The sequence below is a fragment of the Mesorhizobium sp. P3_A9 genome (genome assembly GCF_056402975.1).
In genome coordinates, this window is record NZ_JBFUGJ010000041.1 from 1 (window position 1) to 21221 (window position 21221).

The following is a 21221-nucleotide window of genomic DNA, read 5'->3' on the forward strand; positions in this document are numbered from 1 at the left end:
CCGCCTTACAACGGGCATGCCGACCTGCCGCCGCTGGCCGCCAGCCTGCAGCTCGAGATCGACGATCTGTTCCCGATCGCCGAAACGCTGCAGCTGCTGCGCTTTGCCGAATTTGCCGAAGGCGATATCCAGCTGACGCCGGCCGGCAAACGCTTCGCCGAGAGCGAGGTCGACGCGCGCAAGCAATTGTTCGTGCAGCAGCTCGCGACCTATGTGCCGCTGGCCGGCCATATCCGACATGTGCTCGACGAACGCGCCAACCACAAGGCGCCGGCCCGCCGCTTCCGCGACGAGCTGGAGGATCACATGTCCGAGGACTATGCCGACCAGACGGTGCGGGCCGTCATCAGCTGGGCCCGCTACGCCGAGTATTTTGCTTACGACGAGGAGAGCGATCTGTTCACGCTCGACAACCCGACATAGTCGGTTTGCCCGTTACGACACCGGCAGCGCTCCGCCCTCTTCGGTGCGCCGCGCGATGAATTCGTCGAGCACGCCTGATGTCGCGGCAGCCGAAGCGGGCGGCTCGAAATCGGCGACCGCGCGCCGCCATACGCCGGTGGCGCGTTCGCTCGCCGTCTTCGATCCGCTTTGCGTCCAGTTGCCGAAGTTCGACCAGTCGGCGACCAGCGGTTCGTAGAAGGCGGTGCGGTAGCGCGCCATGGTGTGGCCGGCCGAGAAGAAATGGCCGCCCGGCTGCACTTCGGCGATCGCCTCGAAGCCGATTGAATCGTCGTCACCGGGCGTCGCGGCGCAGAGTTCCGCCACCGTCTGCAGCGCCTCGATATCGGTGATCATCTTCTCGAAGGAGACGCTCAAGCCGCCTTCCAGCCAGCCGGCGGCGTGGATGCACATGGTCGCGCCGGCCAGCACCGAGCCCCACAGCGCGAATTGCGTTTCGTGTGCCGCCTGCGCGTCCGAGATGTTGGCCGCACTGCCGCCGCCCGACCGCCAGGGCAGTCCGGTGAAGCGCGCCAGTTGGCCGGCGCCCAGCGTCGCCTTGACATGCTCCGGCGTGCCGAAGGCCGGCGCTCCGGATTTCATGTCGACATTGGAGGAGAAGGAGCCGTAGACGACCGGCGCGCCAGGCCGCACGATCTGCGCCAGCGTCAGACCCGCCAGCGCCTCGGCATGCTGCAGCGCCAGTGCGCCGGCGACCGTGATCGGCGCCATCGCGCCGGCCAGGCAGAACGGCGTGATGACGGAGACCTGGCCAGCCCGCGCGAAATCGATGATGCCTTGCGCCATCGGAATGTCGAGCTGGCGCGGCGAGTTGGTGTTGATGACGGTGTAGCAATGGGCCTTCGCCAGGAATTCGTCCTGCGACAGCCCGCGGGCCAGCCGGATCATCTCGAATCCGTCCTCGACCTGCGGCGTGCCGCGCGCGAAAACGAACGGAAATTTGTCGGACAGCGTCAGCTGCGCACGGTTGACGGCATAGTGGCGAAAGCGGTTGTCGACATCCTGCGGCTCGATGCAGGGGCCGAGCATATGCAGCACGTCGAAATGCTGAACCAGCCGCAGCAGATCCTCGAAATCGGCCAGCGTGCCCGACCGGCGGCCGCGTTCGAGATCGGTGACGTTCGGCGCCCCGCAACCGGCCAGAAAGGTCATCGACCCGAGTTCCAGCGTCAGGTCGCGGGAACGGTCGCCGGCTTGCGCATGGATCGACTTCGGCGCCGAGGCCAACGCCACCACCACCATGTCGCGGCCGATGCGCACCATGTCGGTGTCCGGGTCGACCAGCGCGCCGGCGCTGGCGAAAAGCTCTCGTGCCTGCGGCAGCAGCACCTTGATGCCGAGCTCTTCCAGCACGCGCAGCGCCGTGTCGTGGATCGCGGCGACCTGATCATCCGAAAAGATCGGCTGCGGCAGGAACGGGTTCTTCAGCGACCGGTAATTGGGCCGGCGGCTGCTTTCGCTGCCGGCTTCGCCCGTGCGTCCACGCCGGCGTTCGCGCCTGCTGTCTCGTGCCGCGTCATCGACCATCGAAAATCCTCCTCATTGCCGCATCGCCTTGCCCGAGGGATCGTAGGGCGAGGCCGCGATGATCCGCGCCGGCCGCTCGACGCCGACAATGTGCACCGAAAGTGCCGTCCCCTCCTCGGCAAAATCGTCGTCCACCAACGCCAGCGCGACGCTCTTGCCGATCGTGTAGCCAAATCCGCCCGAAGTGACGAAGCCGACGCGCCGGCCGTCGTGCCAGACCGGCTCGAAGCCGCTGGCGTCGGCGTCATGCGCATCGATCTCCAGCGTCACCATCCGTTGCGACGTGCCGGCATTGCGCTCCTTCAGCGCCGCATCGCGGCCGATGAAATCGCCCTTGTCGAAGGCAATGAAGCGGTCGAGGCCGGTCTGGCGAGGCGTGTAGCCCTGCGTGAATTCGCGCGACCAGATGCCGAAGCTTTTCTCCAGCCTGAGCGCATTGAGCGCGTAGTAGCCAATCTCGGCCAGGCCGAGATCCTCGCCGGCGGCAAGCAATGTGTCGCGCAGTGTGGCATGCATGGTCGCGTGGCAGTTGATCTCAAAGCCGAGCTCGCCAGCGATAGACAGGCGGGCAACCCGCGCCTGAACCATGCCGATATCGAACGCGCCGCAGGCCATGAATGGCAGTGCCGGACCGGAGACGTCCTGATGCGTGGTCCGCTCGAGGATTTTCCGCGCGTTCGGCCCGGTCAGCAGGAAGCCGCTCATTGCATCGGAGAGATCGGCGACAGCAACACCTTCCGCCGCGTGGCTCTCGAACCAGCGCATGTGGAATTCCCTGAGATAGTAGGAGCCCATCAGCCAATAGTCACTGCTGCCCCAGTTGATCACGGTGAGGTCGCCCTTCAGCCGCCCGTCCGGCCCGAGCATCGGTGCCAGCCCCGCCTTTCCGGCCTTCGGCAGCTTGCAGGCAAGCAGTCGGTCTAGCCACGCCTCGGCGCCCGGTCCCGACACCGCATAGCGCGCATAGGCCGAGATATCGACGAGACCGGCGGCACGCCGGACCTGCAACGCCTCGTCGCCGACGATATCGAAGGCGTTGGAACGCTTGAGCGTGGTGTTCTCGCGAAAACCCATCGGCGCGAAATAGGCCGGGATTTCCAGCCCCCACGATGCCGTCCATTCGCAGCCCGCAGCACTCATGCCGTCATAGGCGCCAGGGCGTTTCAAAGGCCGGCCCGCAGGCAGCCGCTCATTGGGAAAGGTCATGACGAAGCGGCGCGAATAGAACTGGCGCGTTGTCTGCTTGAGGTATTCGCGGTTGGCGGCGAAGGCGCCGTAGCGGGCAATGTCCATGCCAAAGATGTCGGCCTGCGGCTCGCCGTAGATCATCCATTCAGCCAATGATTTTCCAACGCCCCCGCCCTGGCTGAAGCCGGCCATGACGCCACAGGCGACCCAGTAGTTTTTCAGGCCGCGCACCGGTCCGACGATCGGGTTGCCGTCGGGGGTAAAGGTGAAGGCTCCGTTGACCCATTTGCGGATGCCGGCCGTCGCCAGGCACGGAAAGCGCTCATGCGCCTTGGCGAGTTCCGGACTGATGCGGTCGATGTCTTCCGGGATCAGCTCGATGCCGTAGTCCCACGGCGCGCCATCCATGTTCCAGTGCTTCGGGTTCTGCTCGTAGACGCCGAGCAGCACGCCCTTGCGCTCTTGCCGCAGGTAGGAAAAACCGTCGAGGTCGACGGCGATGCCTATTTCCCGGTCGAGTGCCGCGATTTCCGGAATGTCCTCGGTGATGAAATAATGGTGCTCCATCGGCGTCACCGGCAGGTCGACACCGGCCATGCGGCCGAGCTGCTTTGCCCACAAGCCGCCGGCATTGACGACATGCTCGGCAACGATGGTGCCCTGCTCGGTGACGACGTCCCAATGGCCGTCCGCGCGCGCCTTCAGCTCGACCACCCGATTGCGCAGGATGATGTCGGCCCCGCGTTTCTTCGCGGCGCCCGCATAGGCATGTGTCGTGCCGTAGGGGTCGAGATGGCCTTCGTTGGAATCGTGCAGGCCGCCCAGCACACCGGCGACGTCGACGATCGGGCAGATCTGTTTGATCTCTTCCGGAGTCACCAGCCTGGCGGTCTCGATGCCGACCGACTGGAACACCGCCCACGCCGATTTCAGCCACTCCCAGCGCTGGGGATCGCTGGCGATGTTGACGCCGCCGGTCATGTGCAGGCCGATGTCTTGGCCGGATTCGGCCTCGATCTCGCGGTAGAGATTGATGGTGTAATCCTGCAGCGCCGCGACGTTGGGATCGGCGTTGAGCGCATGGAAACCCGCTGCCGCATGCCAGGTCGAACCGGCTGTCAGTTCGGCGCGCTCGATCAGCGCCACGTCAGACCAGCCGAACCGCGTCAGGTGGTAGAGCACCGAGGCGCCGACCACCCCACCCCCGATAACCACTGCGCGATAATGCGGCTTCAAGGCTTCCCTCCCGGTCTGTCCTAGGCGGGCACCATATACGCACTGGACATAAGTGTCTAGTGCTGTGCTTGGACACCCGAACGCATGTGCGAGGTACCATCAATTCCTTCGCTCGAGCGTGTGTTGTTATCGGCCGGTGAACAAGCCGGCAGGCGGGCATCCCGCACTGTCACGCAAGCATCATGTTCGCGCCTTAGACCGCTTTTTGGAGGGCGGCGCGCGGCATCATCGATGTGCCGCCTCTTTCAGATTTTCGATCTTCGGCCGCTCCGGCACATCCGTCTCAAGAGGATATCCATGAAACATCCGTACCGAACCGCCTCGCTCGGCGTCGCGCTGGCCTTGTTCACCGCCTTCACTCCCGCGCTTGCCGACAGCACCGCGACCGTCCTCGTCAACAAGGGTCTAGTCGGCGTCGGCCGCATCCCGGCCGCCCAGCGCGACAAGTTCGGCGAGACCTTCGGCTCGGGTTCCGGCATGGCGATCGACACATCAAGCTGGACGCATGATGCGGGCACCTACAAAGGGTCGCTCTGGCTGCTGCCGGATCGCGGCTACAATGTCGCCGGCACCACCGATTACCGGCCACGCCTCAACACCATCGGCATCGAGTTCACCCCGGCGGCACCAGGCACCGCCGGCCAGGAACAGACTGCAGTCAAGGCGACGCTTGCCGACACCATGCTTTTGACCGACGACAAGGGCGCTGATGCCACCGGCCTCGATCCGCTGTCGGATGTGCGTGGCGCCGCCGGCGACATGCCGATGCTGCCCGCCGCCACCAATGGCAAGCTCGCCCTCGACAACGAGGCGATCGTGCGGCTGCCCGACGGCTCGATGTTCATCTCCGACGAATATGGCCCCAACATCTACCGATTCTCCGCAGAGGGCCGCCTGCTGTCGGCGACCCAGCCGCCGGCAGCCCTGGTGCCGACGCGCAAGGGCGCGCCAAACTTCTCCTCGGACAATCCCGGTCCAGGTGCTGCCGAACCCGATCCGAAGGATCCCGAGACCGGCCGCCAGAACAACCAGGGTCTCGAAGGCATGGCGATGACGCCGGACGGCAAGTTCCTGATCGCCGTGTTGCAGTCGGCGACCAGGCAGGATGGCGGCGATTCCGCTTCGACCCGGCAGAACACGCGGGCGCTGGTCTATGACACCTCCGACCTCGCCCATCTCAAGCTGGCGCATGAATATGTCGTGCCGCTGCCGGTGTTCAAGGACGCCAAGGGCAAGACCAAGATCGCCGCGCAAAGCGAGATCGTGGCGCTGTCGGACACATCCTTCCTGATGCTGGCGCGCGACAGCGGCAACGGCCAGGGCCTGAAGGGCGACACCTCGCTGCTGCGCCAGATCTTCGTCGTCGACTTTTCAGCCGCGACCGACATTGCCGGCGGCGCCTTCGATGCCGCCGACAAGCCGGTCGCTCCCAAGGGCGTGCTCGATCCGTCGGTGACGCCGGCCAAGCTGACGCCGTTCATCGACATCAACGACAATGCGCAGCTTAATCGCTTCGGCCTGCACAATGGCGCGCCGAACGACCACAACAACCTGTCCGAGAAATGGGAAGCAATGTCGCTGGCCAGCGTGCTCGATCCGAAGCTGCCCGACGACTACTTCCTGTTCGTCGCCAATGACAACGACTTCCTGGCCCAGGACGGCTTCCAGGTCGGCGCGCCCTACAAGGCCGATGACGGCGCCAATGTCGACACCATGTTCCTGGTCTATCAGGTCACGCTGCCGGGTCTGGCCAAGAAGTAACCACCCCTATCCAGGCGGGCGCGCTTGACGCGTCCGCCTTCACGGCTCGTGCAGACTACTTCAAGAGCTCCGCGTCCTTCGGTACGCCCGCATCGATCGGTTCGGCCGTCCTGCTCGACACGGCCATGATCTTGCCGGCAGCCGACAAATTGGGACGCACGAAGACCTGGGCGGGGCCGTTGACGCGGCTGTAGAGGTCGATGATGTCCTGGTTCATGAAACGCACACAGCCCGACGATGCGTTCTTGCCGATGGAATCCCACTCCGGCGTGCCGTGCAGCCGGTACATCGTGTCCTTGCCGTCGCGGAAGAGATAGAGCGCGCGGGCGCCGAGCGGGCTCTGCGGACCGGGCGGCATGCCATCCCTGTATTTCGCCAGTTCCGGCCGGCGCTTGATCATTTCCGGCGGCGGCGTCCACACCGGCCATTTCTTCCTCGCCTGGATCACGGCGCTGCCGGTCCAGCCGAAACCGGCCTTCCCTAAGCTGACGCCGTAACGGATGGCCTTGCCGCCGTCGCGCACCAGATAGAGGAAATGCTCGGAGACATCGACGACGATCGTGCCTGGTTTTTCTCCGGTCGGGTCGGCCACGATCTGGCGTACGAACTTCGGATCGAGCTTGGCCACCGGGATGGCCGGCAGTTGAAAGCCCTCATCGGTGCGCGCGGTATACATTGTTGCGGTATCGCCGAGCGCAGGCTCGGGCGCCGCCGCTGCGACTGGCGGCGGCGTCACCACCTCCGTCGTGGTGCATCCTGAAACAGCCACGGCGGCCGCGCCCAAGGCGGACGCACCAAGAAACGCACGCCGGCTCAGGCGCTCGGAAAACAGCGGACTATCGGACATGAACCCCCCGGCTATTCATAAGATCTGGTAAGCAATGCGGGCCCCACGCCCCCGGGGGATCAATAGCCCATTCCGGGAGCTTTGAGAACATGATTAGATCGAGACACGCCTGCGGAATTTTCCGACGCCGCATCGACCTGTCTCGTTGAATCGGCAATCATCACGGACCGGACTCGAGACAGGCCTTCAGCCATGACCGAAAAAATGCCCACGCGCCGGCGCACCGGCGACCTGACCAGCGGCCCGATCCCGCGCACGCTGCTGCTGTTTGCCTTGCCGGTGCTGGGCTCCAACGTGCTGCAGTCGCTCAACGGGTCGATCAATGCCGTCTGGGTCGGCCGCTTTCTCGGCGAATCGGCGCTGACCGCGACCTCCAACGCCAACCTCGTGCTGTTCCTGATCCTGGGCACGGTGTTCGGCATCGGCATGGCGGCGACCATCCTGGTGGCGCAGTCGGTCGGCGCCCGCGACCTGCCCGAGGCGCGCCGCATCGTCGGCACCAGCGCCACCTTCTTCTTCCTCGTCTCCATTGTCTTCGCCGTCTGCGGCTGGATCTGGGTCGACGCCATCCTCAACACGCTCGGCACACCGGCGGACGCCTTGCCGCTGGCGCGTTCCTATCTGCGCATCATCTTCGTCGCCGTGCCGATGATGAACCTTCTGTCCTTCGTCATGACCGTGCTGCGCGGTGCCGGCGATTCGCGCACGCCCTTCTTCTTCATGGCGTTGGCTGTCGTCCTTGATATCGTGCTCAACCCACTGCTGATCCGCGGCATCGGGCCCTTCCCGGAACTCGGTATTGCCGGCTCCGCCACGTCGACGCTGATCGGCCAGACGGTGAGCGTCATCGCCATTCTTGTCGTGCTCTATGCACGCAAGCATCCGCTGCGGCTGGCGGGCGCCAATCTCGCTCTGCTGCGCCCCGATCCGGCTTTGCTGCGCATAATCGTCTTCAAGGGCGTGCCGATGGGCCTGCAGATGATCGTCATCTCGGCGGCGGCATTGACGGTGATGGGCATCGTCAATTCCTACGGTTCGCAGGTCGCCGCCGCCTACGGCATCGCCGCACAGCTATGGACCTACATCCAGATGCCGGCCCTGGCCATCGGAGCCGCGGTCTCCTCGATGGCGGCGCAGAATGTCGGTGCCGGCCGCTGGGACCGGATCGGCCGCATCGCCGCCTCCGGCGTCGGCTTCAACCTCGTCCTGACGGGTGCCCTGGTCGCCTTGCTGTGGCTCTTCGACCGCTCGATCCTCAGCCTGTTCCTGAGCAGCGACAGCGCCGCGATCGATATCGCCGCCCACATCAACTCTGCGGCGTCCTGGTCGTTCATCCTGTTCGGCATTACCATCGTGCTGTTCGCCACCGTGCGCGCCACCGGTGCGGTGATGCCGCCGCTGATCATCCTGGTGATTTCGGTGCTCTTCGTGCGCACCGGCTTTGCCTATTTCATGCGTGGCGTGATCGGCGAGGAAGCGCTGTGGTGGAGTTTCCCGGCCGGCTCGATCACTTCGCTGGTGCTGGCCGCGGCCTATTACCGCTTCGGCGGCTGGCGCACTTTGCACATGATCGAAAACAGGCCGGCCGCCGGCGAACCGCCGGATACCGGGCTTGGCGTGCCGCGTGGGCGCGCCAACATGGCGCCCGAGACGCCGAACGGCTGAACGATTTGGCACACCTCCGCGAGTCCCCTGGACAAGGTGCGGGCCATCCGCCGTTCGGCCAGCCACATGGCGGGTAGCCGCACGTCCAACCATCGCGTAGATTTTACCAGACAATCGGGGGATTCTATGGGCAAAGGCAGGGTCGAGGCATTCACCGATGGCGTGGTCGCCATCATCATCACCATCATGGTGCTTGAGCTGAAAGTCCCCCATGGCGAGGATTTCTCGGCCCTGGTGCCGCAATTGCCGATCTTCTTCTGTTACGTGCTTTCGTTCATCAATGTCGGCATCTACTGGAACAATCTGCACAACATGTTCCATGCCGTGCAGCGCGTCGACGGCCGCGTGCTGTGGGCAAACCTGCATCTGTTGTTCTGGCTGTCCTTGATACCGGTGACGACCGCCTTCATGGGCGAGAACCATTTCGCCACGGTTCCGGTTGCGGTCTACGGTTTCGATCTGGTGCTGTGCGCCATCGCCTATACGCTTCTGGCCGCCGCGCTGCATCGCCTGCATGGACAAGACACTGCCTTCGCCAAGGCAATCGGCAGCGACCGCAAGGGACGGATTTCGCTCACTGTCTACATACTGGCCATTGCGTTGACCTTCCTCAACCGGTGGATCGGTGTGGGGCTCTATGTTGCCGTGGCCCTGGTGTGGCTTGTGCCGGATACGCGTTTTTCGCGCGTTCTCGAAAAATAGTTGTAAAAACAGCTATTTACGCATCGCCTTCAGCATTTCCGCCACCGACGCGGCAAGGTCGGCGTAGAGCTCTTCCAACCGTTCGGCTGCCTTGATGATCGAGAAATCATGGCCGAATTTCTCCAGCGCCATGCGCAGTTTCTCGACGAACTCGGCCTGTTTTTCCAGCGCGGCGAACAGTGTCTTGACCTGGGCTTCGCTGATATCGGGGTTGGCCAGCATCTGCGGCACCTCGCGCCCCATCTGGTCGCCGGTGGCGGTCTGCTCCTTCAGAATTGCAACCCAGTCCGTCAATCGAAGATCTCCATTCTGCGGGGCAACATGCGCAGCCTCGACCGGACTGGTCAACCCGAACAGGTGCTGACGGAGGCTTGCACAACCCCGTTCCGGCGCTAAGTTCGGCGCCATCGAGAAAAGGATCCCGTTGCTCATGATCACAGACGCCGAAATCCAGACCGCCCTGCCCGCGCTTGGCAAAGGTAACACCGCCGTCATCACCGGCGCCGCCAGCGGCATCGGTCTGGCAGCCGCCAAGCGGTTTGCGCTCATGGGCATGAAGATCGTGCTCGCCGACATTGGCGGCACCCGCCTTGACGATGCCTCCCGCGCCATCTCGGCCATTGCCGGCGACGACGCCGTGCTTGCCGTTGTATCGGATGTGTCGAAGGCCGACGAGGTCGACCGTCTCGCCGACCGGGCATTCGGCGCCTTCGGCGAGGTCTCGCTGCTGATGAACAATGCCGGTGTCGGCGACAATCCGGGAAAACCCTGGGAAAACCGCGATGCCTGGAAACGGCTGCTCGATATTAATTTCTGGGGTGTCGTGCATGGCGTCGAGGCCTTCGCGCCGCGCATGCTGGCGTCGGCCAGGCCGGGCCTGATCATCAACACCGGTTCCAAGCAAGGCATCACCACGCCGCCCGGCAACCTCGCCTACAATGTCTCCAAGGCCGGCGTGAAGACATTCACCGAGGGCCTGGCGCATGCACTGCGCAACGAGCCCGGCGCCCGCCTGTCGGCGCATCTGCTGATCCCCGGCTTCACCTATACCGGCCTCACCGAAGGTGCGACGGAAAGGCCCGCCGGCGCCTGGACCGGCGAGCAGGTCGTTGATTTCATGCTGGAATCCCTGGTCGGGGGCGACTTCTACATCCTGTGCCCGGACAATGATGTGACACGGCCGCTGGACGAGAAGCGCATGGCCTGGGCGATCGGCGACGTCATCGAAAACCGCCCTGCTTTGTCGCGCTGGCATCCGGACCACAAGGATGCTTTCGCGGCCTTCATCAAGGGCTGATCTGCAAGCCCTCAAGCCGCGCGCTTTTTCGGAGCCCGTTTTTGCGTCACTGCCTTCTTTGCGGCCATGGTGGCGATCTTCTCGTCATGCCGCTTCGCTGCCCGCTCGCACTTGTTACGGATCTCCTCGACCTCGGATTCCGTCAGGTGCTCGATGCCGATGAAATGGTTGTGGCCCTCGCTGACCCGGATCAACTCATCGAGCTTGGCCTGGATTGCCGCGCCGTCGCGGTTCTGGGTGTTCTGGATCAGGAACACCATCAGGAATGTGATGATGGTCGTGCCGGTGTTGATCACCAATTGCCAGGTGTCGGAGAAACCGAAAAACGGCCCGCTCACCGCCCAGACGACGACGATCAAGCAGCAGGCGGCAAAAGTCAGCGGCAGGCCGGTTATGTGGGCGACCCAGTTGGCGATCCTGGTGAAAAGCTTTTCCATCTGTCGAAATCCCTGAATGGCTGGCGATGAGAAACATCCGGCAACCGTTCCAGGTTCCCGCCGGCAACAAATACACCAGGCGCAATTGAATACACGCAAAGCGAGCATGCAGGGGAAAACACACCTTATCGGTTCAATGTCATAGTAACCATGCAGGCAAGAGAGCCTGTTCCATCCGCTTCACGGCGGTTTACCTCCAGCCCCTTCCGCTGCGCCACCCCCGCATGGCGGAAGGGGTTTCAGTCCGGAGTGCGCGAAGCAGGGTTCCCCGAAAGCGCCGATCGGTCCAAGACGGTACACTTTTTCCTGGAATTGCCCTAAACGGCGTCGTTTTCCCAACGATCGAGGAAGGCCTCGATCGGCATGGACTGGATGTCGGGAACCGCCCTGGCGAGTTTCTCGACCGGCCAGTCCCACCAGGCGAGCGCTTCGATCCGCGCCGCTATGTTAGGGACAAAGCGCGGCCTGAGCGGCTTCGCCGGCACGCCGGCGACGATCGAGTAGGACGGCACGTCCTGCGTCACCACAGCGTTGGCGCCGATGACGGCGCCATTGCCGATGGTGATGCCAGGCATGATCACCGCGCCGTGGCCGACCCAGACGTCATGACCAATGGTCACGGCTTTCGCCTGCCGCCGCTCGCGGAACGCGGCATCGACACCCAGCCAGCGGAAATACTCGTTCGGCCGATAGCTGACCTTGTGCTGGGTCAACCTTTCGATCGGATGTTCCAGCGCATTGATGCGGCTGTTGGCGGCGACCGAGCAGAATTTGCCGATGCTTGTGTAGATGGCTTCCGAATGGCGTTCGAAATAGGAGAAATCGCCGACGCTCACCTCGCGCAGCACCACCCGCTCGCCGATCGAAGCGTAGCGGCCGAGCTTACACGCCTTCAACTCCGCGGTCGGATGGATGCGCGGCTCGGGATCTTTCAGGACAAGGTTTTCGGAACGGTCCATGCGGCGGCTTTACTTCAGGGCAATTGCTCCTGCAAGGCAGGGAGCAATTGTCCGTGGGGCCAATCAGCACAAAAGACGCCATACCCGCTTATTTCGGCTTGCCATTGCTCCACACCACGTTCTGGCCGTAGAGCGGCACCGTGGTGACCGACATCTTGGCCGAGCCGTTCTGCACCTGGCGCGAATGCGAGAGATAGATCAACGTCTCGTTGGCCTTGTCGTAGATGCGGTTCACCACCTGCTTCTTCCAGATCAGGCTGATGCCTTGCTTGAAAACCTCTTCGCCGCCCTCGCTCATGTCGATGTCGCCGATGGTAATCGGCCCAGTCTGACGGCACGAGATCGAGGAATCGGAGGGATCCTCGAACCAGTTGCCCTTGTGCAGGCGGTCGATGATGCCGCGATCGAAATAGGAAACGTGGCAGGTCACGCCCTCCACCTTCGGGTCCTTGATCGACTCGACGATGATGTCATTGCCGAGCCAGTCGACGCCGACCTTGCCGACTTCCTCGGCGACGGCACCACCGGCGGCCAGCACAACGCAAGCGGCCACGGCGCCGCCGATCAGTTTGCGCCTAATCCGTTGGCGTACAATCAATTCGAGCAAAGGACCCTCCTGCGGTTCGAGTTGCCGGTCTCAGGTGGGACGCGTTGTGCGGCTTTGCAAGCACAAGCGTCAACACCACCGCGGTTGCGGCAACGCGGCACTTTGCCTGCGCAGGGTCGAACCGCTAAGACTGTCGCACCGGCGCGGCATTGAGCCGGCGCGATGATTTCTGCAGACGGACTTTTCTGATGATGCGTTCTATCCTGGTCGGCATTCTCGTCCTGATGGCGGCCGGCATCGGCTGGCTAACCTTCGACTGGTATCGCGGCCATTATGGCGGCGAGCCGTTCGGCGCCCCCTTCACTTTGGTCGACCAGAAAGGCGCACCGATCACCGAAGCCGCCTTCCGTGGACAGCCCAGCGTCGTCTTCTTCGGCTTTACCCATTGCCCGGAAGTCTGCCCGACCACGCTGTTCGAACTCTCCGGCTGGCTGAAGACGCTCGGCGACGAAGGCAAGCCCCTGCATCCCTATTTCGTCTCGGTCGACCCGGAGCGTGACACGCCGGCGGTGATGAACGCCTATGTCAGCAACTTCTCCGACCGCATCACCGGCATTACGGGCGACCCGGACAAGGTCCATGCCATGGCCAAATCGTTCGGCATCTACTGGAAGAAGGTCGACACCGGCGACGGCGACTACACGATGGATCACACGGCCTCGGTGCTGCTGCTCAACGCCAAGGGCGACTTTGCCGGCACGATCGCCTACGGCGAAAGCGCCAGCACCGCGGTCGAAAAGCTGAAGCGCCTCGCGGCCAAGGGTTGATACAGACTCCATGACCCAGACGCGGCTTTTTTTCACCACCGGCAAGATTGAGGCTGAACGCGTCTTCGCGGCGCTCGAAATGGCCTTCGAGGATGAAGGCCTGCCGATCGCCGTGATCGAGGTCGACGAGGACCAGGATATCCACGAAGTCTCGCTTTATACCGACGGCAACGTCGATGCGGTCGAGGCGCGGATGAAGGACGTTCTCGCCGGCCTCGCTCTATCGAAGCCGATCGGGCGCGAGGCACTGCCCGACATCGACTGGGTCGTGCATTCGCTGGAAGGCCTGAAGCCGGTGCGCGCCGGCCGTTTCTTCGTCCATGGCGGGCATGATCGCACGAAGCGCCACAGCGGCGAACTCGCCATCGAGATCGAAGCGGGCCTCGCCTTCGGCACCGGCCATCACGGCACCACCGCCGGCTGCCTGGAAATGCTGGAGAAAGTTGTGCGGCGCGAGCACCCGCGCAATGCGCTCGACCTCGGCACCGGCAGCGCCGTGCTGGCGATTGCCGTCGCCAAGCTCGCGCATATTCCGGTGCTGGCCACCGACATCGACCCGGTGGCGGTGAAGGTCGCAGCCGCCAATGCACGGCTCAACCACGTCAAGGGGTTGATCGAAACAGTGACCGCGCCGGGCTTCCACCACCCGATCTTCGGCAAGCGCGGCCCCTTCGATCTCATCGTCGCCAATATCTTGGCGCGGCCGCTGATGCGGTTGGCGCCGCAAATGGCCGCGCATATCGCGCTTGGCGGCTCGATCGTGCTGTCAGGCATCCTCGAGCGTCAGCGCGACGCCGTCATCTCGGCCTATGTCGGCCAGAATTTCCGCCATGTGCGCACGCTGCATCGCGAGGGCTGGGTGACGATCCACCTCAAGCATTAGGCCGGCGGCAGTTGCCGGCCCTTAACGGTCCCAGCCTCAGAACTTGATGCCCAGATTGGCCTTGAACCCATTGTCGAAGGCATCCGCCCCGAACTGTCCGGCATAGGACAGGCCAAGCGTGGCGTTGTGCGCCAATTGCACGTCGAAGCCGGCTTCGACCAGCATCGCATCCCTGGTGATCGGCACACCGGCAATGGTGAAGCTGTCACCACCCGCGAAGGCGACGGTCGATAGTGGCGTCACACCGCCGAAGGCATGGCGCCAGCCGAGCATGCCGCGCGCGGTCGCCGCAACGCCGCCGATGGTGACATCGGTCGACGCCCTGACGCCGAGCGTGGTGAAGGTCGCATCGGTGGTTGAACTGCTGCTGCTCAGCGCCGCGGCGCCACCACTCTCCGCAAAACCATCGGTGTGCAGATTGACATAAGCGAGATTGGCGAAGGGCTCGAAGGCAAACGGCCCGGCGTCGGTCTTGTAGGCCAGTTCGCCGAAGGCCTGCGCGGTCGCGGCGTCATAGTCGGCCGACAGGCTGTCGGTGAAGCCCTGGAATGCGACGGAGCGCGACGTCGAGATCCGGTGCCAAGTGTAGGCTGCACCGGTGCGGAAGGCGATGGCGCCCCAGTTGGTGCCGCCATAGAGGCCGAGATGGTAATTGTTGCTGTCGCCGGAAGAGTTCCTGTCGTCGGCATCGAAGCTGGTGCGGCTGTAGCCGCCGACCGCGCCGATGCGCCAGTCGCCGGCCAGGCCGTCAGCGCCGACGAGCAGGCCGCCTGTCGAACGATCGAATCGGGCCGCATTGCCGTCGCTGTCGGTACTGCCCCAGGAGCCAAAACCCTGCGACCAGATGGCGAAGCGGTCGGTGTCGGCGGCAACGGGCTGAACGCCGTCTTCGCCATAGGCCATGACCGGCAGCGAGGCTGTCTTGCCGCTGTCGCCGAAGGCGGCGCGCAGGCGCGCCGTCACCGCGTCTTGCAGGAAGTGGCTGTCCTGCACCAGCATGCCCTTGGCCGAGGCATGGATTTCCCCGGAAAGCTGGTCGAAGGCGGCCTGTGCCGCCGCGTCGCTCGGCAAGGCAAGCACCGCGCTGACCAAGGCGCTGCTGGCCGCGCTGTCCAGCCCGTCACCCGTAGCGATCTGGTTCGGCGTCACGCCGGCCGAGCCGAAAGTCTGCGTTTGGGTGACGTCGACATAGGCCTGCGTCGCGATGGTGTGGGTGCTCAGACGGACGAAAGCGGAGACCTGCGGATCGCCCACGAGGGTAAAGGTTCCACTGATGCTGGCGGCTTGAAGCACTATGTAGTGGGAGCCCGCCACCAGGCCGTCCAGCCCGATATTGGTCACGCTCAAACCGGCGCCTGGGGCTATGGTTGCCGTGCCTACGGCAATAATCCGATCGGTAGCGCCGGCGGCATTCAGTTCCACCGCATAGGTCGAGCCGGATGCGAAACTGGCGTCGCCATAGACCGCCAGCGTGCCGATGCCATTCTTGCCGGGCGCAACCGTGCCGGAAACAGCGATCGAGCCAACCGAACCGCCGCCGGCGAGCGTGGCGCCGCTGTCGACTGTAACGGCCGAACCGATCAGAGAACCGGAGACCAGCAAGGTTCCGGCCTTCACCTCGGACCCGCCCGACAACGCGTTCGTGCCCGACAACTCGAAAGTTCCCGTCCCGTCCTTGATCAGCCCGTTGGTGCCTGTGATGATGCCCGAAAATACCGTTGAGCCGTTGTTGCCTCCGGTCGTCAGCTTGCCTGTCCCGGCATTGACCGCTCCGGCGCCGGCCAGCGAACCGATCGCCTGGTCGGAATTGTTGAGATCGAGCGTTGCACCGCTTTCGATCGTATAGGCGCTGTTGGCGCTGAAAATGTTGGCGGCGAACAGGCCCGCCTTGAGCGTGCCCTGGGCGACATCGGTGGCCGTGGCATAGTTGTTGTTGCCAGCGAAACCGTCCACCGTCAGCGTTCCGGCCCCCGTCTTGGTAAACGTCCCGCTCGGCGTGCTGTCGTCTCCCATGCTGGCGGTCGTGGTGACGTCGAAGCCATTTGTGTCGATGGTGCCGCCGGCGGCACCGAACAGGATCGAAACATTGGGGAGGGTGAGGTTTGCACCCGCCTGCAGCGTGCCACCGTCGAGCGTGATCGGACCCACACCCAACGCATGATCGGCCGTGACCCGGATCGTTCCCGCCTCGATCCGAGCGCCGGAGCTGAAACTGTTGTTGTTGGTGAGCACGAGCGTGCCGGCGCCGGTCTTGACGATCGCGGATGGATCGCTGAGGTCCGAAATCTGACCGGCATAGGTTCCGGTCGCCCCCGATCCGACGTTGATCGTCTGGCTGAGATCGATGGTCAGGTCGTTGTTGATCGTGACGCCATCCTGGATATCGATCACCGTTCCACTGAAGGCGGAAAGCAGGCCGGTTCCCAGCGCGTTGTTGTTGCCGAGGCTGAGCGTGCCGCCATAGAGGTTGGTGCCGCCGGTGTAGGTGTTTGCGCCATTCAAGGTCAGCAAGCCGTCACCGCTCTTGGTGAGGCTTGCGCCCGAGATCACTCCATCCGCCGTAAAATGAGCACCGGCATCGACCGTGACGACAGTGTCGGAGACCAAATTGAAACTGGCACTGGCGTCCAGATCGGGAATGAAATTGTTCGTCTGCACGTTGATCGCGGCCTGCCCGGAGGCCTGGAAATTCAAAACGCCGCTTGAAAACCGGTAACCGCCGGAGGTGCTCGTGGCATTCAAGTTCAGCGTGCCGACCGTATAGGGTCCGCCAGTCAGGAAAACGGTATAGCCGAGCCCCTGGTCCGGCGCATCATGGTTGAAGTTCGCGACCGCATCGACGCCGTTGGGAACTGTTGCGGGAGTCCAGTTCGCAGCCGTACCCCAATCGCCACTGTTGTGAGCGAAATCCTCGGCCGAGGCGACACCGGAGATGATCGGCGTTACAGCGGTCGCAATCAGCCCGGCAATCAGCAGAGCCGGGAGCGACGTGGACGACAGAAGCAAGCGCGCAGGCCGCTCGTTCACCTCGCCCTCGCCTTTGACACGCACTGTAGAAACGGAATGTCTCATGAAAATCCCCCGACCAGCCATCCCTTGGCTGAATCGACCCTTGAAGCCCATGGCGACGCTACGAAAACCGCCGCCGAGAGACAAGCGAATGTAGGCCGTAAAAATTACCGGAACCAAGCAACACAGAGCCTAGACAAGAAATCAGAGCAAATCCGTTGCGAATTTGCATCAATCAATAGTTGGCCGCACCAGATGTCTGACTGCGAACAAGCACCGTTTTTGCCCACTGACTGGCTCAGCGTATAGTCCTCTTTGTCCAACACCGATCCTGCAAGCGGCGCACTGCCAGCATCATGGCTTCAACAGCGTGCCGGAATTGGTTCCCCCGCACCAACCCTGACCGGAAGGCCCCACCCCTTGCGGTCAAACAAGAAAACCCGAACCAGATAACTTGCCGTGCGAAGTGACGCACGCTCAAAAAGCAGCCTTTGCTGACTTTTTCTGGTTGCAATTCCCGGGTGCTGGCGGCAGCGCGGCAATGCCGCGTCGTGTCGGGGATGAACAACGACAACCCAGCCTTCGTGCTGCTGGACCAGCCCCATTTGGTTGTCAGCCAGGCGGCGCTATAGCAGTTTGCGCCGGCCGGAAATCGATTCCGATTTCCGGGCCTATAGGCTACGGTCAGGCCAGCATCAGGAGGCCCATCATGTTCCAGACCTTCGATTCCGCGGGCGACCCTTCCGTCGGCAAGCCGCGCGTGGCGCTGCTGCGTCAGTGGCTGGCCGCAAATGGCCTCGACGGTTTCATCGTTCCGCGTGCGGACGAGCATCAAGGCGAATATGTCGCCGATCGTTCGGCACGGCTGAAATGGCTGACCGGCTTCAGCGGCTCGGCCGGTGTCGCCATCGTTTTGCGCGACCGCGCCTTCGTCTTTGTCGACGGACGCTACACACTGCAGGTGCGCAACGAGGTCGATCTCGACATCTTTTCGATCGAAAGCCTGGTCGACAACCCGCCCGCCGTCTGGCTCAAGGACAATATCGGCAAGGGCGCGCGGCTGGGCTTCGATCCATGGCTGCACACAATCGGCGAGGTCAAGGCGTTGCAGGCCTCGGCCGACAAGACCGGCGCCGTTCTGGTGCCCCTCGACAGGAACCCGATCGACATCATCTGGAAGGATCAGCCCGCCGCGCCGGTGGCCCCGGTCGAACTGCACCCGATCGGCTTTGCCGGCGAGCTCGCCAAGGACAAGCTGGCGCGGCTGGCGACGGCGATCGGCAAGGACGGCGCCACCCATGCGGTGCTGACCGACCCCTCCTCCATCGCCTGGGCCTTCAACATCCGTGGCGGTGACGTGCCGCACACGCCGCTGGCGCTCGGCTTCGCCATCCTCGCCGCCGACGGATCGCACCAGCTGTTCATGGACAAGCGCAAATTCCCGCGCCAGGTCGCGGCCTATCTCACCCAGCTCGCCGATCTGCATGAGCCCGGCGAATTCGAAGCGGCGATCGCAGCGTTTGCCAAGGGCGGCGCGAAGATCGCGCTCGACCCGGTGCTGGCGGCCGACCGGCTGCGCATGCTGGTCGAGGACAATGGCGGCACCGTGGTTGCCGGCCCCGACCCGGCTCGCATCCCGCGCGCCACCAAGAACCAGGCCGAGATCAACGGCTCGCGCGCCGCGCATCGCCGCGACGGTGCGGCGGTGGCGAAGCTTCTGTGCTGGCTGGAGCGGCAAAAGCCCGGCTCGCTCGACGAGATCGCGGTCGTCACCAGGCTAGAGGAGAGCCGCCGGCAGACCGGCGAGGAAACGCAGATGCCGCTGCGCGACGTCTCCTTCGACACCATTTCCGGCGCCGGTCCGAACGGCGCCATCATGCATTACCGCGTGTCGCGCGCCACCAGCCGCAAATTGCAGGCCGGCGAGCTGTTCCTGCTCGATTCCGGCGCGCAGTATCAGGATGGCACCACCGACATCACCCGCACCGTGCCGATCGGCCAGCCGACCGAAGAAATGCGCGAACGCTTCACGCTGGTGCTGAAAGGCATGATCGGCATTTCCAGGCTGCGCTTTCCTGCCGGCACGCGCGGCTCCGAGATCGACGCCGTCGCCCGCATGGCGCTGTGGAAGCATGGCTGCGACTTCGCCCATGGCACCGGCCATGGCGTCGGCTCGTATCTCGCCGTGCATGAGGGCCCGCAGCGCATTGCCCGCACCGGCACCGAAAAGCTGCTCGAAGGCATGATGCTGTCCAACGAGCCCGGCTACTACAAGGAAGGTTCTTACGGCATCCGCATCGAGAACCTGATCCTGGTGACGCCGGCCGAACAGATCGAGGGCGGCGACATCGCCATGCACGGTTTCGAGACGCTGACGCTGGCGCCGATCGACGTCAGGCTGGTGCGGTCAGACCTGCTGACGCGCGAGGAGCTGCATTGGCTCGACGGCTACCATGCCTGGGTGCTGGCCGAGATCGGACCGATGCTCGACGGCGAAACGCTGGCCTGGCTGGAGAAGGCGACAGCGCCTTTGCCGCACGACGCCAAGATTTGAGGTGAGCTTCTTTCTCCCCGTTTACGGGGGTGAGGCGTGGTCCGCGCAACGGACGAAAAGCCAACTGTTTGGCTTTTCGAACAACGAACGCCCGGAGCGACAGCGGAGGGCATGCCCGGCAGGGCAATGAGGGGCAGCGCCAACGTTCGAAAACGGTCGCGCCCGCAGGATTATCCGACGAACTGCCGCGCCAGGATCAGCATCGCCGCCCCCGCCAGAAACATCGACATCAGCCCGCCGCGCAGTGAAACCACGGCCGTGACGGCCAGTGCTGCCCATTCCGCCGGTCCGGCATTCAACAGCTCCGGCGCCACCAGCGTCGTCAGCACCGCCGCCGGCACGGCGTTGAGGCCGGCCTCGACGCGCGGATGGATGTTTTCGAAGCGGGAGATGACCAGATGTCCGCCGATGCGCGTCAGATAGGTGGCGACAGCGCCGGCGATGATGATCCAGAAAGTCGTGCTCATGGCCGTTCTCCCACGCCGCTATGATGCGGCGGCAGGATGACGGCGAGCAGCACTCCGGCAATGGCGCCGATCGAGACGTGCCAGGGCGAGCCGACCGTCTTGTAGGCGACGATCGAGGCACAGGCACTGGCGATGACCACCGGCAGCCACAGCGGCCGCTTGCGGAAGCCCATCACCAGGCCAAGAAAGTAGATCGGCAACAGGAAATCGATGCCCAGCGCGTGGGTGTCGGGGATGAGCTTGCCGAACACCGCGCCGAGCGCGCTTTCGATCACCCAGAACACATAGACCGGCAGGCCGAGCCCCAGATACCAGGCGAAGCCGACGGTCTGGCCGGATTGCGCCCTCGCCTCAGCCACCGCGAACTGCGGATCGGTGAGGATGAAGTAGCCGAGTGCCTGTTGGATGACCGGCCAGTGCGCGATGCGCCGGCCGATGCCGGCGGAGTAGAGCACATGACGGAAGTTGACCGCGAAGATCGACAGCACGATCAGCCACGGCGCGACATGCTGTCCAAACAACTGGATGCCGACCATCTGGCTGGCGCCGCCGAACACCAGCGCGCTCATCAGGAAAGCCTCGAACACCGAGAAGCCCTGATCGACGGCAAGCGCCCCGAACAGCACAGCGAACGGCGCCGACGCCACCACGACAGGCATGGAGAGCCGCACGCCTTGCCAGAAGTCGCTTCTGCCGCTGCTCTCTGAGATCACGTCCGTCGCCATCGGCCACTCCTGCTGCATGTCGCCCAAAAGTGCGTGGGATTTGGGATAACGACATGCACAACAACAAGGGAGTGGCGGTATGTAGGTGGCATACCTTGCCTTGTCACACGAATTCGCTTGAGCCAAAC

The 21221-nt window shown here is 63.9% G+C and carries 18 protein-coding genes; 8 read left to right on the plus strand and 10 right to left on the minus strand.

The window, feature by feature from the left end; genetic code table 11:
* Window positions 1-423 (plus strand): AAA-associated domain-containing protein (locus AC1DX0_RS09440; RefSeq protein WP_477355094.1); only part of this gene is annotated, 423 nt, incomplete at its 5' end.
* Between the two features lie 12 nt (window positions 424-435).
* Here the strand turns inward: AC1DX0_RS09440 and AC1DX0_RS09445 are convergent.
* Complete coding sequence (locus AC1DX0_RS09445) at window positions 436-1989, minus strand: trimethylamine methyltransferase family protein (RefSeq protein ID WP_477221956.1); 1554 nt, start codon at window positions 1987-1989, stop codon at window positions 436-438.
* A gap of 12 nt (window positions 1990-2001) precedes the next feature.
* A complete protein-coding gene (locus tag AC1DX0_RS09450) occupies window positions 2002-4413 on the minus strand; it encodes a GcvT family protein (RefSeq protein WP_477221955.1) in 2412 nt (803 codons plus the stop codon).
* A gap of 297 nt (window positions 4414-4710) precedes the next feature.
* On the opposite strand from AC1DX0_RS09450, the gene AC1DX0_RS09455 reads away from it, so the two are divergent.
* Window positions 4711-6174, plus strand: coding sequence for an esterase-like activity of phytase family protein (locus tag AC1DX0_RS09455; RefSeq protein ID WP_477221954.1), 1464 nt, complete (start codon window positions 4711-4713; stop codon window positions 6172-6174).
* Window positions 6175-6229: 55 nt separating this feature from the next.
* On the opposite strand, the gene AC1DX0_RS09460 is transcribed toward AC1DX0_RS09455, so the two are convergent.
* Window positions 6230-7021 carry a L,D-transpeptidase gene (locus AC1DX0_RS09460; protein WP_477221953.1) on the minus strand — a complete coding sequence of 264 codons (792 nt, stop codon included), beginning with the start codon at window positions 7019-7021 and terminating at the stop codon, window positions 6230-6232.
* Between the two features lie 192 nt (window positions 7022-7213).
* On the opposite strand from AC1DX0_RS09460, the gene AC1DX0_RS09465 reads away from it, so the two are divergent.
* Together AC1DX0_RS09465 and AC1DX0_RS09470 are read left to right on the plus strand one after the other, a co-directional pair.
* Window positions 7214-8686 (plus strand): MATE family efflux transporter, encoded by a 1473-nt coding sequence (locus AC1DX0_RS09465; protein ID WP_477221952.1) that lies wholly within the window; start codon window positions 7214-7216, stop codon window positions 8684-8686.
* Between the two features lie 126 nt (window positions 8687-8812).
* On the plus strand, window positions 8813-9388 hold the full coding sequence (locus AC1DX0_RS09470; protein WP_477221951.1) for a TMEM175 family protein: 576 nt from the start codon (window positions 8813-8815) through the stop codon (window positions 9386-9388).
* Window positions 9389-9400: 12 nt separating this feature from the next.
* Here the strand turns inward: AC1DX0_RS09470 and AC1DX0_RS09475 are convergent, their stop codons facing one another.
* On the minus strand, window positions 9401-9682 hold the full coding sequence (locus AC1DX0_RS09475) for a hypothetical protein (RefSeq protein WP_477221950.1): 282 nt from the start codon (window positions 9680-9682) through the stop codon (window positions 9401-9403).
* Between the two features lie 136 nt (window positions 9683-9818).
* Between AC1DX0_RS09475 and AC1DX0_RS09480 the strand changes: the two genes are divergently transcribed.
* Window positions 9819-10685, plus strand: coding sequence for an SDR family NAD(P)-dependent oxidoreductase (locus AC1DX0_RS09480; RefSeq protein ID WP_477221949.1), 867 nt, complete (start codon window positions 9819-9821; stop codon window positions 10683-10685).
* Window positions 10686-10696: 11 nt separating this feature from the next.
* Here the strand turns inward: AC1DX0_RS09480 and AC1DX0_RS09485 are convergent, their stop codons facing one another.
* The 3 genes from AC1DX0_RS09485 to AC1DX0_RS09495 all read right to left on the minus strand — a co-directional run bounded on the left by AC1DX0_RS09485 (window position 10697) and on the right by AC1DX0_RS09495 (window position 12688).
* Complete coding sequence (locus AC1DX0_RS09485; protein ID WP_477221948.1) at window positions 10697-11122, minus strand: low affinity iron permease family protein; 426 nt, start codon at window positions 11120-11122, stop codon at window positions 10697-10699.
* A gap of 317 nt (window positions 11123-11439) precedes the next feature.
* Complete coding sequence (locus AC1DX0_RS09490) at window positions 11440-12081, minus strand: transferase hexapeptide repeat family protein (protein WP_477221947.1); 642 nt, start codon at window positions 12079-12081, stop codon at window positions 11440-11442.
* 88 nt (window positions 12082-12169) lie between these two features.
* The gene (locus tag AC1DX0_RS09495; protein ID WP_477221946.1) at window positions 12170-12688 is read right to left on the minus strand and encodes a CreA family protein; all 519 of its coding nucleotides are present in this window, start codon (window positions 12686-12688) and stop codon (window positions 12170-12172) included.
* Window positions 12689-12876: 188 nt separating this feature from the next.
* Between AC1DX0_RS09495 and AC1DX0_RS09500 the strand changes: the two genes are divergently transcribed.
* Window positions 12877-13455 carry an SCO family protein gene (locus AC1DX0_RS09500; RefSeq protein ID WP_477221945.1) on the plus strand — a complete coding sequence of 193 codons (579 nt, stop codon included), beginning with the start codon at window positions 12877-12879 and terminating at the stop codon, window positions 13453-13455.
* Window positions 13456-13465: 10 nt separating this feature from the next.
* Window positions 13466-14338, plus strand: a complete 873-nt coding sequence (locus tag AC1DX0_RS09505) for a 50S ribosomal protein L11 methyltransferase (protein ID WP_477221944.1) — start codon at window positions 13466-13468, stop codon at window positions 14336-14338.
* Window positions 14339-14374: 36 nt separating this feature from the next.
* Here the strand turns inward: AC1DX0_RS09505 and AC1DX0_RS09510 are convergent, their stop codons facing one another.
* Window positions 14375-17410, minus strand: coding sequence for an autotransporter outer membrane beta-barrel domain-containing protein (locus tag AC1DX0_RS09510; protein WP_477221943.1), 3036 nt, complete (start codon window positions 17408-17410; stop codon window positions 14375-14377).
* A 646-nt stretch (window positions 17411-18056) separates the two neighbouring features.
* On the opposite strand from AC1DX0_RS09510, the gene AC1DX0_RS09515 reads away from it, so the two are divergent.
* A complete protein-coding gene (locus AC1DX0_RS09515) occupies window positions 18057-19901 on the plus strand; it encodes an aminopeptidase P family protein (protein WP_477221942.1) in 1845 nt (614 codons plus the stop codon).
* 170 nt (window positions 19902-20071) lie between these two features.
* Here the strand turns inward: AC1DX0_RS09515 and AC1DX0_RS09520 are convergent, their stop codons facing one another.
* Together AC1DX0_RS09520 and AC1DX0_RS09525 are read right to left on the minus strand one after the other, a co-directional pair.
* Window positions 20072-20368, minus strand: coding sequence for an AzlD family protein (locus tag AC1DX0_RS09520; RefSeq protein WP_477221941.1), 297 nt, complete (start codon window positions 20366-20368; stop codon window positions 20072-20074).
* A complete protein-coding gene (locus tag AC1DX0_RS09525) occupies window positions 20365-21093 on the minus strand; it encodes an AzlC family ABC transporter permease (RefSeq protein ID WP_477221940.1) in 729 nt (242 codons plus the stop codon). Before AC1DX0_RS09525 ends, AC1DX0_RS09520 begins: the two co-directional genes overlap by 4 nt.
* Window positions 21094-21221 lie beyond the last annotated feature (128 nt).

Coding starts and splice junctions, on each gene's coding strand:
- AC1DX0_RS09470 (WP_477221951.1), top strand. CDS start 8,813: ATGGGCAAAGGCAGGGTCGAGGCATTCACCGATGGCGTGGTCGCCATC.
- AC1DX0_RS09485 (WP_477221948.1), bottom strand. CDS start 11,122: ATGGAAAAGCTTTTCACCAGGATCGCCAACTGGGTCGCCCACATAACC.
- AC1DX0_RS09505 (WP_477221944.1), top strand. CDS start 13,466: ATGACCCAGACGCGGCTTTTTTTCACCACCGGCAAGATTGAGGCTGAA.
- AC1DX0_RS09480 (WP_477221949.1), top strand. CDS start 9,819: ATGATCACAGACGCCGAAATCCAGACCGCCCTGCCCGCGCTTGGCAAA.
- AC1DX0_RS09525 (WP_477221940.1), bottom strand. CDS start 21,093: ATGGCGACGGACGTGATCTCAGAGAGCAGCGGCAGAAGCGACTTCTGG.
- AC1DX0_RS09465 (WP_477221952.1), top strand. CDS start 7,214: ATGACCGAAAAAATGCCCACGCGCCGGCGCACCGGCGACCTGACCAGC.
- AC1DX0_RS09490 (WP_477221947.1), bottom strand. CDS start 12,081: ATGGACCGTTCCGAAAACCTTGTCCTGAAAGATCCCGAGCCGCGCATC.
- AC1DX0_RS09460 (WP_477221953.1), bottom strand. CDS start 7,021: ATGTCCGATAGTCCGCTGTTTTCCGAGCGCCTGAGCCGGCGTGCGTTT.
- AC1DX0_RS09515 (WP_477221942.1), top strand. CDS start 18,057: ATGTTCCAGACCTTCGATTCCGCGGGCGACCCTTCCGTCGGCAAGCCG.
- AC1DX0_RS09510 (WP_477221943.1), bottom strand. CDS start 17,410: ATGAGACATTCCGTTTCTACAGTGCGTGTCAAAGGCGAGGGCGAGGTG.
- AC1DX0_RS09445 (WP_477221956.1), bottom strand. CDS start 1,989: ATGGTCGATGACGCGGCACGAGACAGCAGGCGCGAACGCCGGCGTGGA.
- AC1DX0_RS09455 (WP_477221954.1), top strand. CDS start 4,711: ATGAAACATCCGTACCGAACCGCCTCGCTCGGCGTCGCGCTGGCCTTG.
- AC1DX0_RS09500 (WP_477221945.1), top strand. CDS start 12,877: ATGATGCGTTCTATCCTGGTCGGCATTCTCGTCCTGATGGCGGCCGGC.
- AC1DX0_RS09520 (WP_477221941.1), bottom strand. CDS start 20,368: ATGAGCACGACTTTCTGGATCATCATCGCCGGCGCTGTCGCCACCTAT.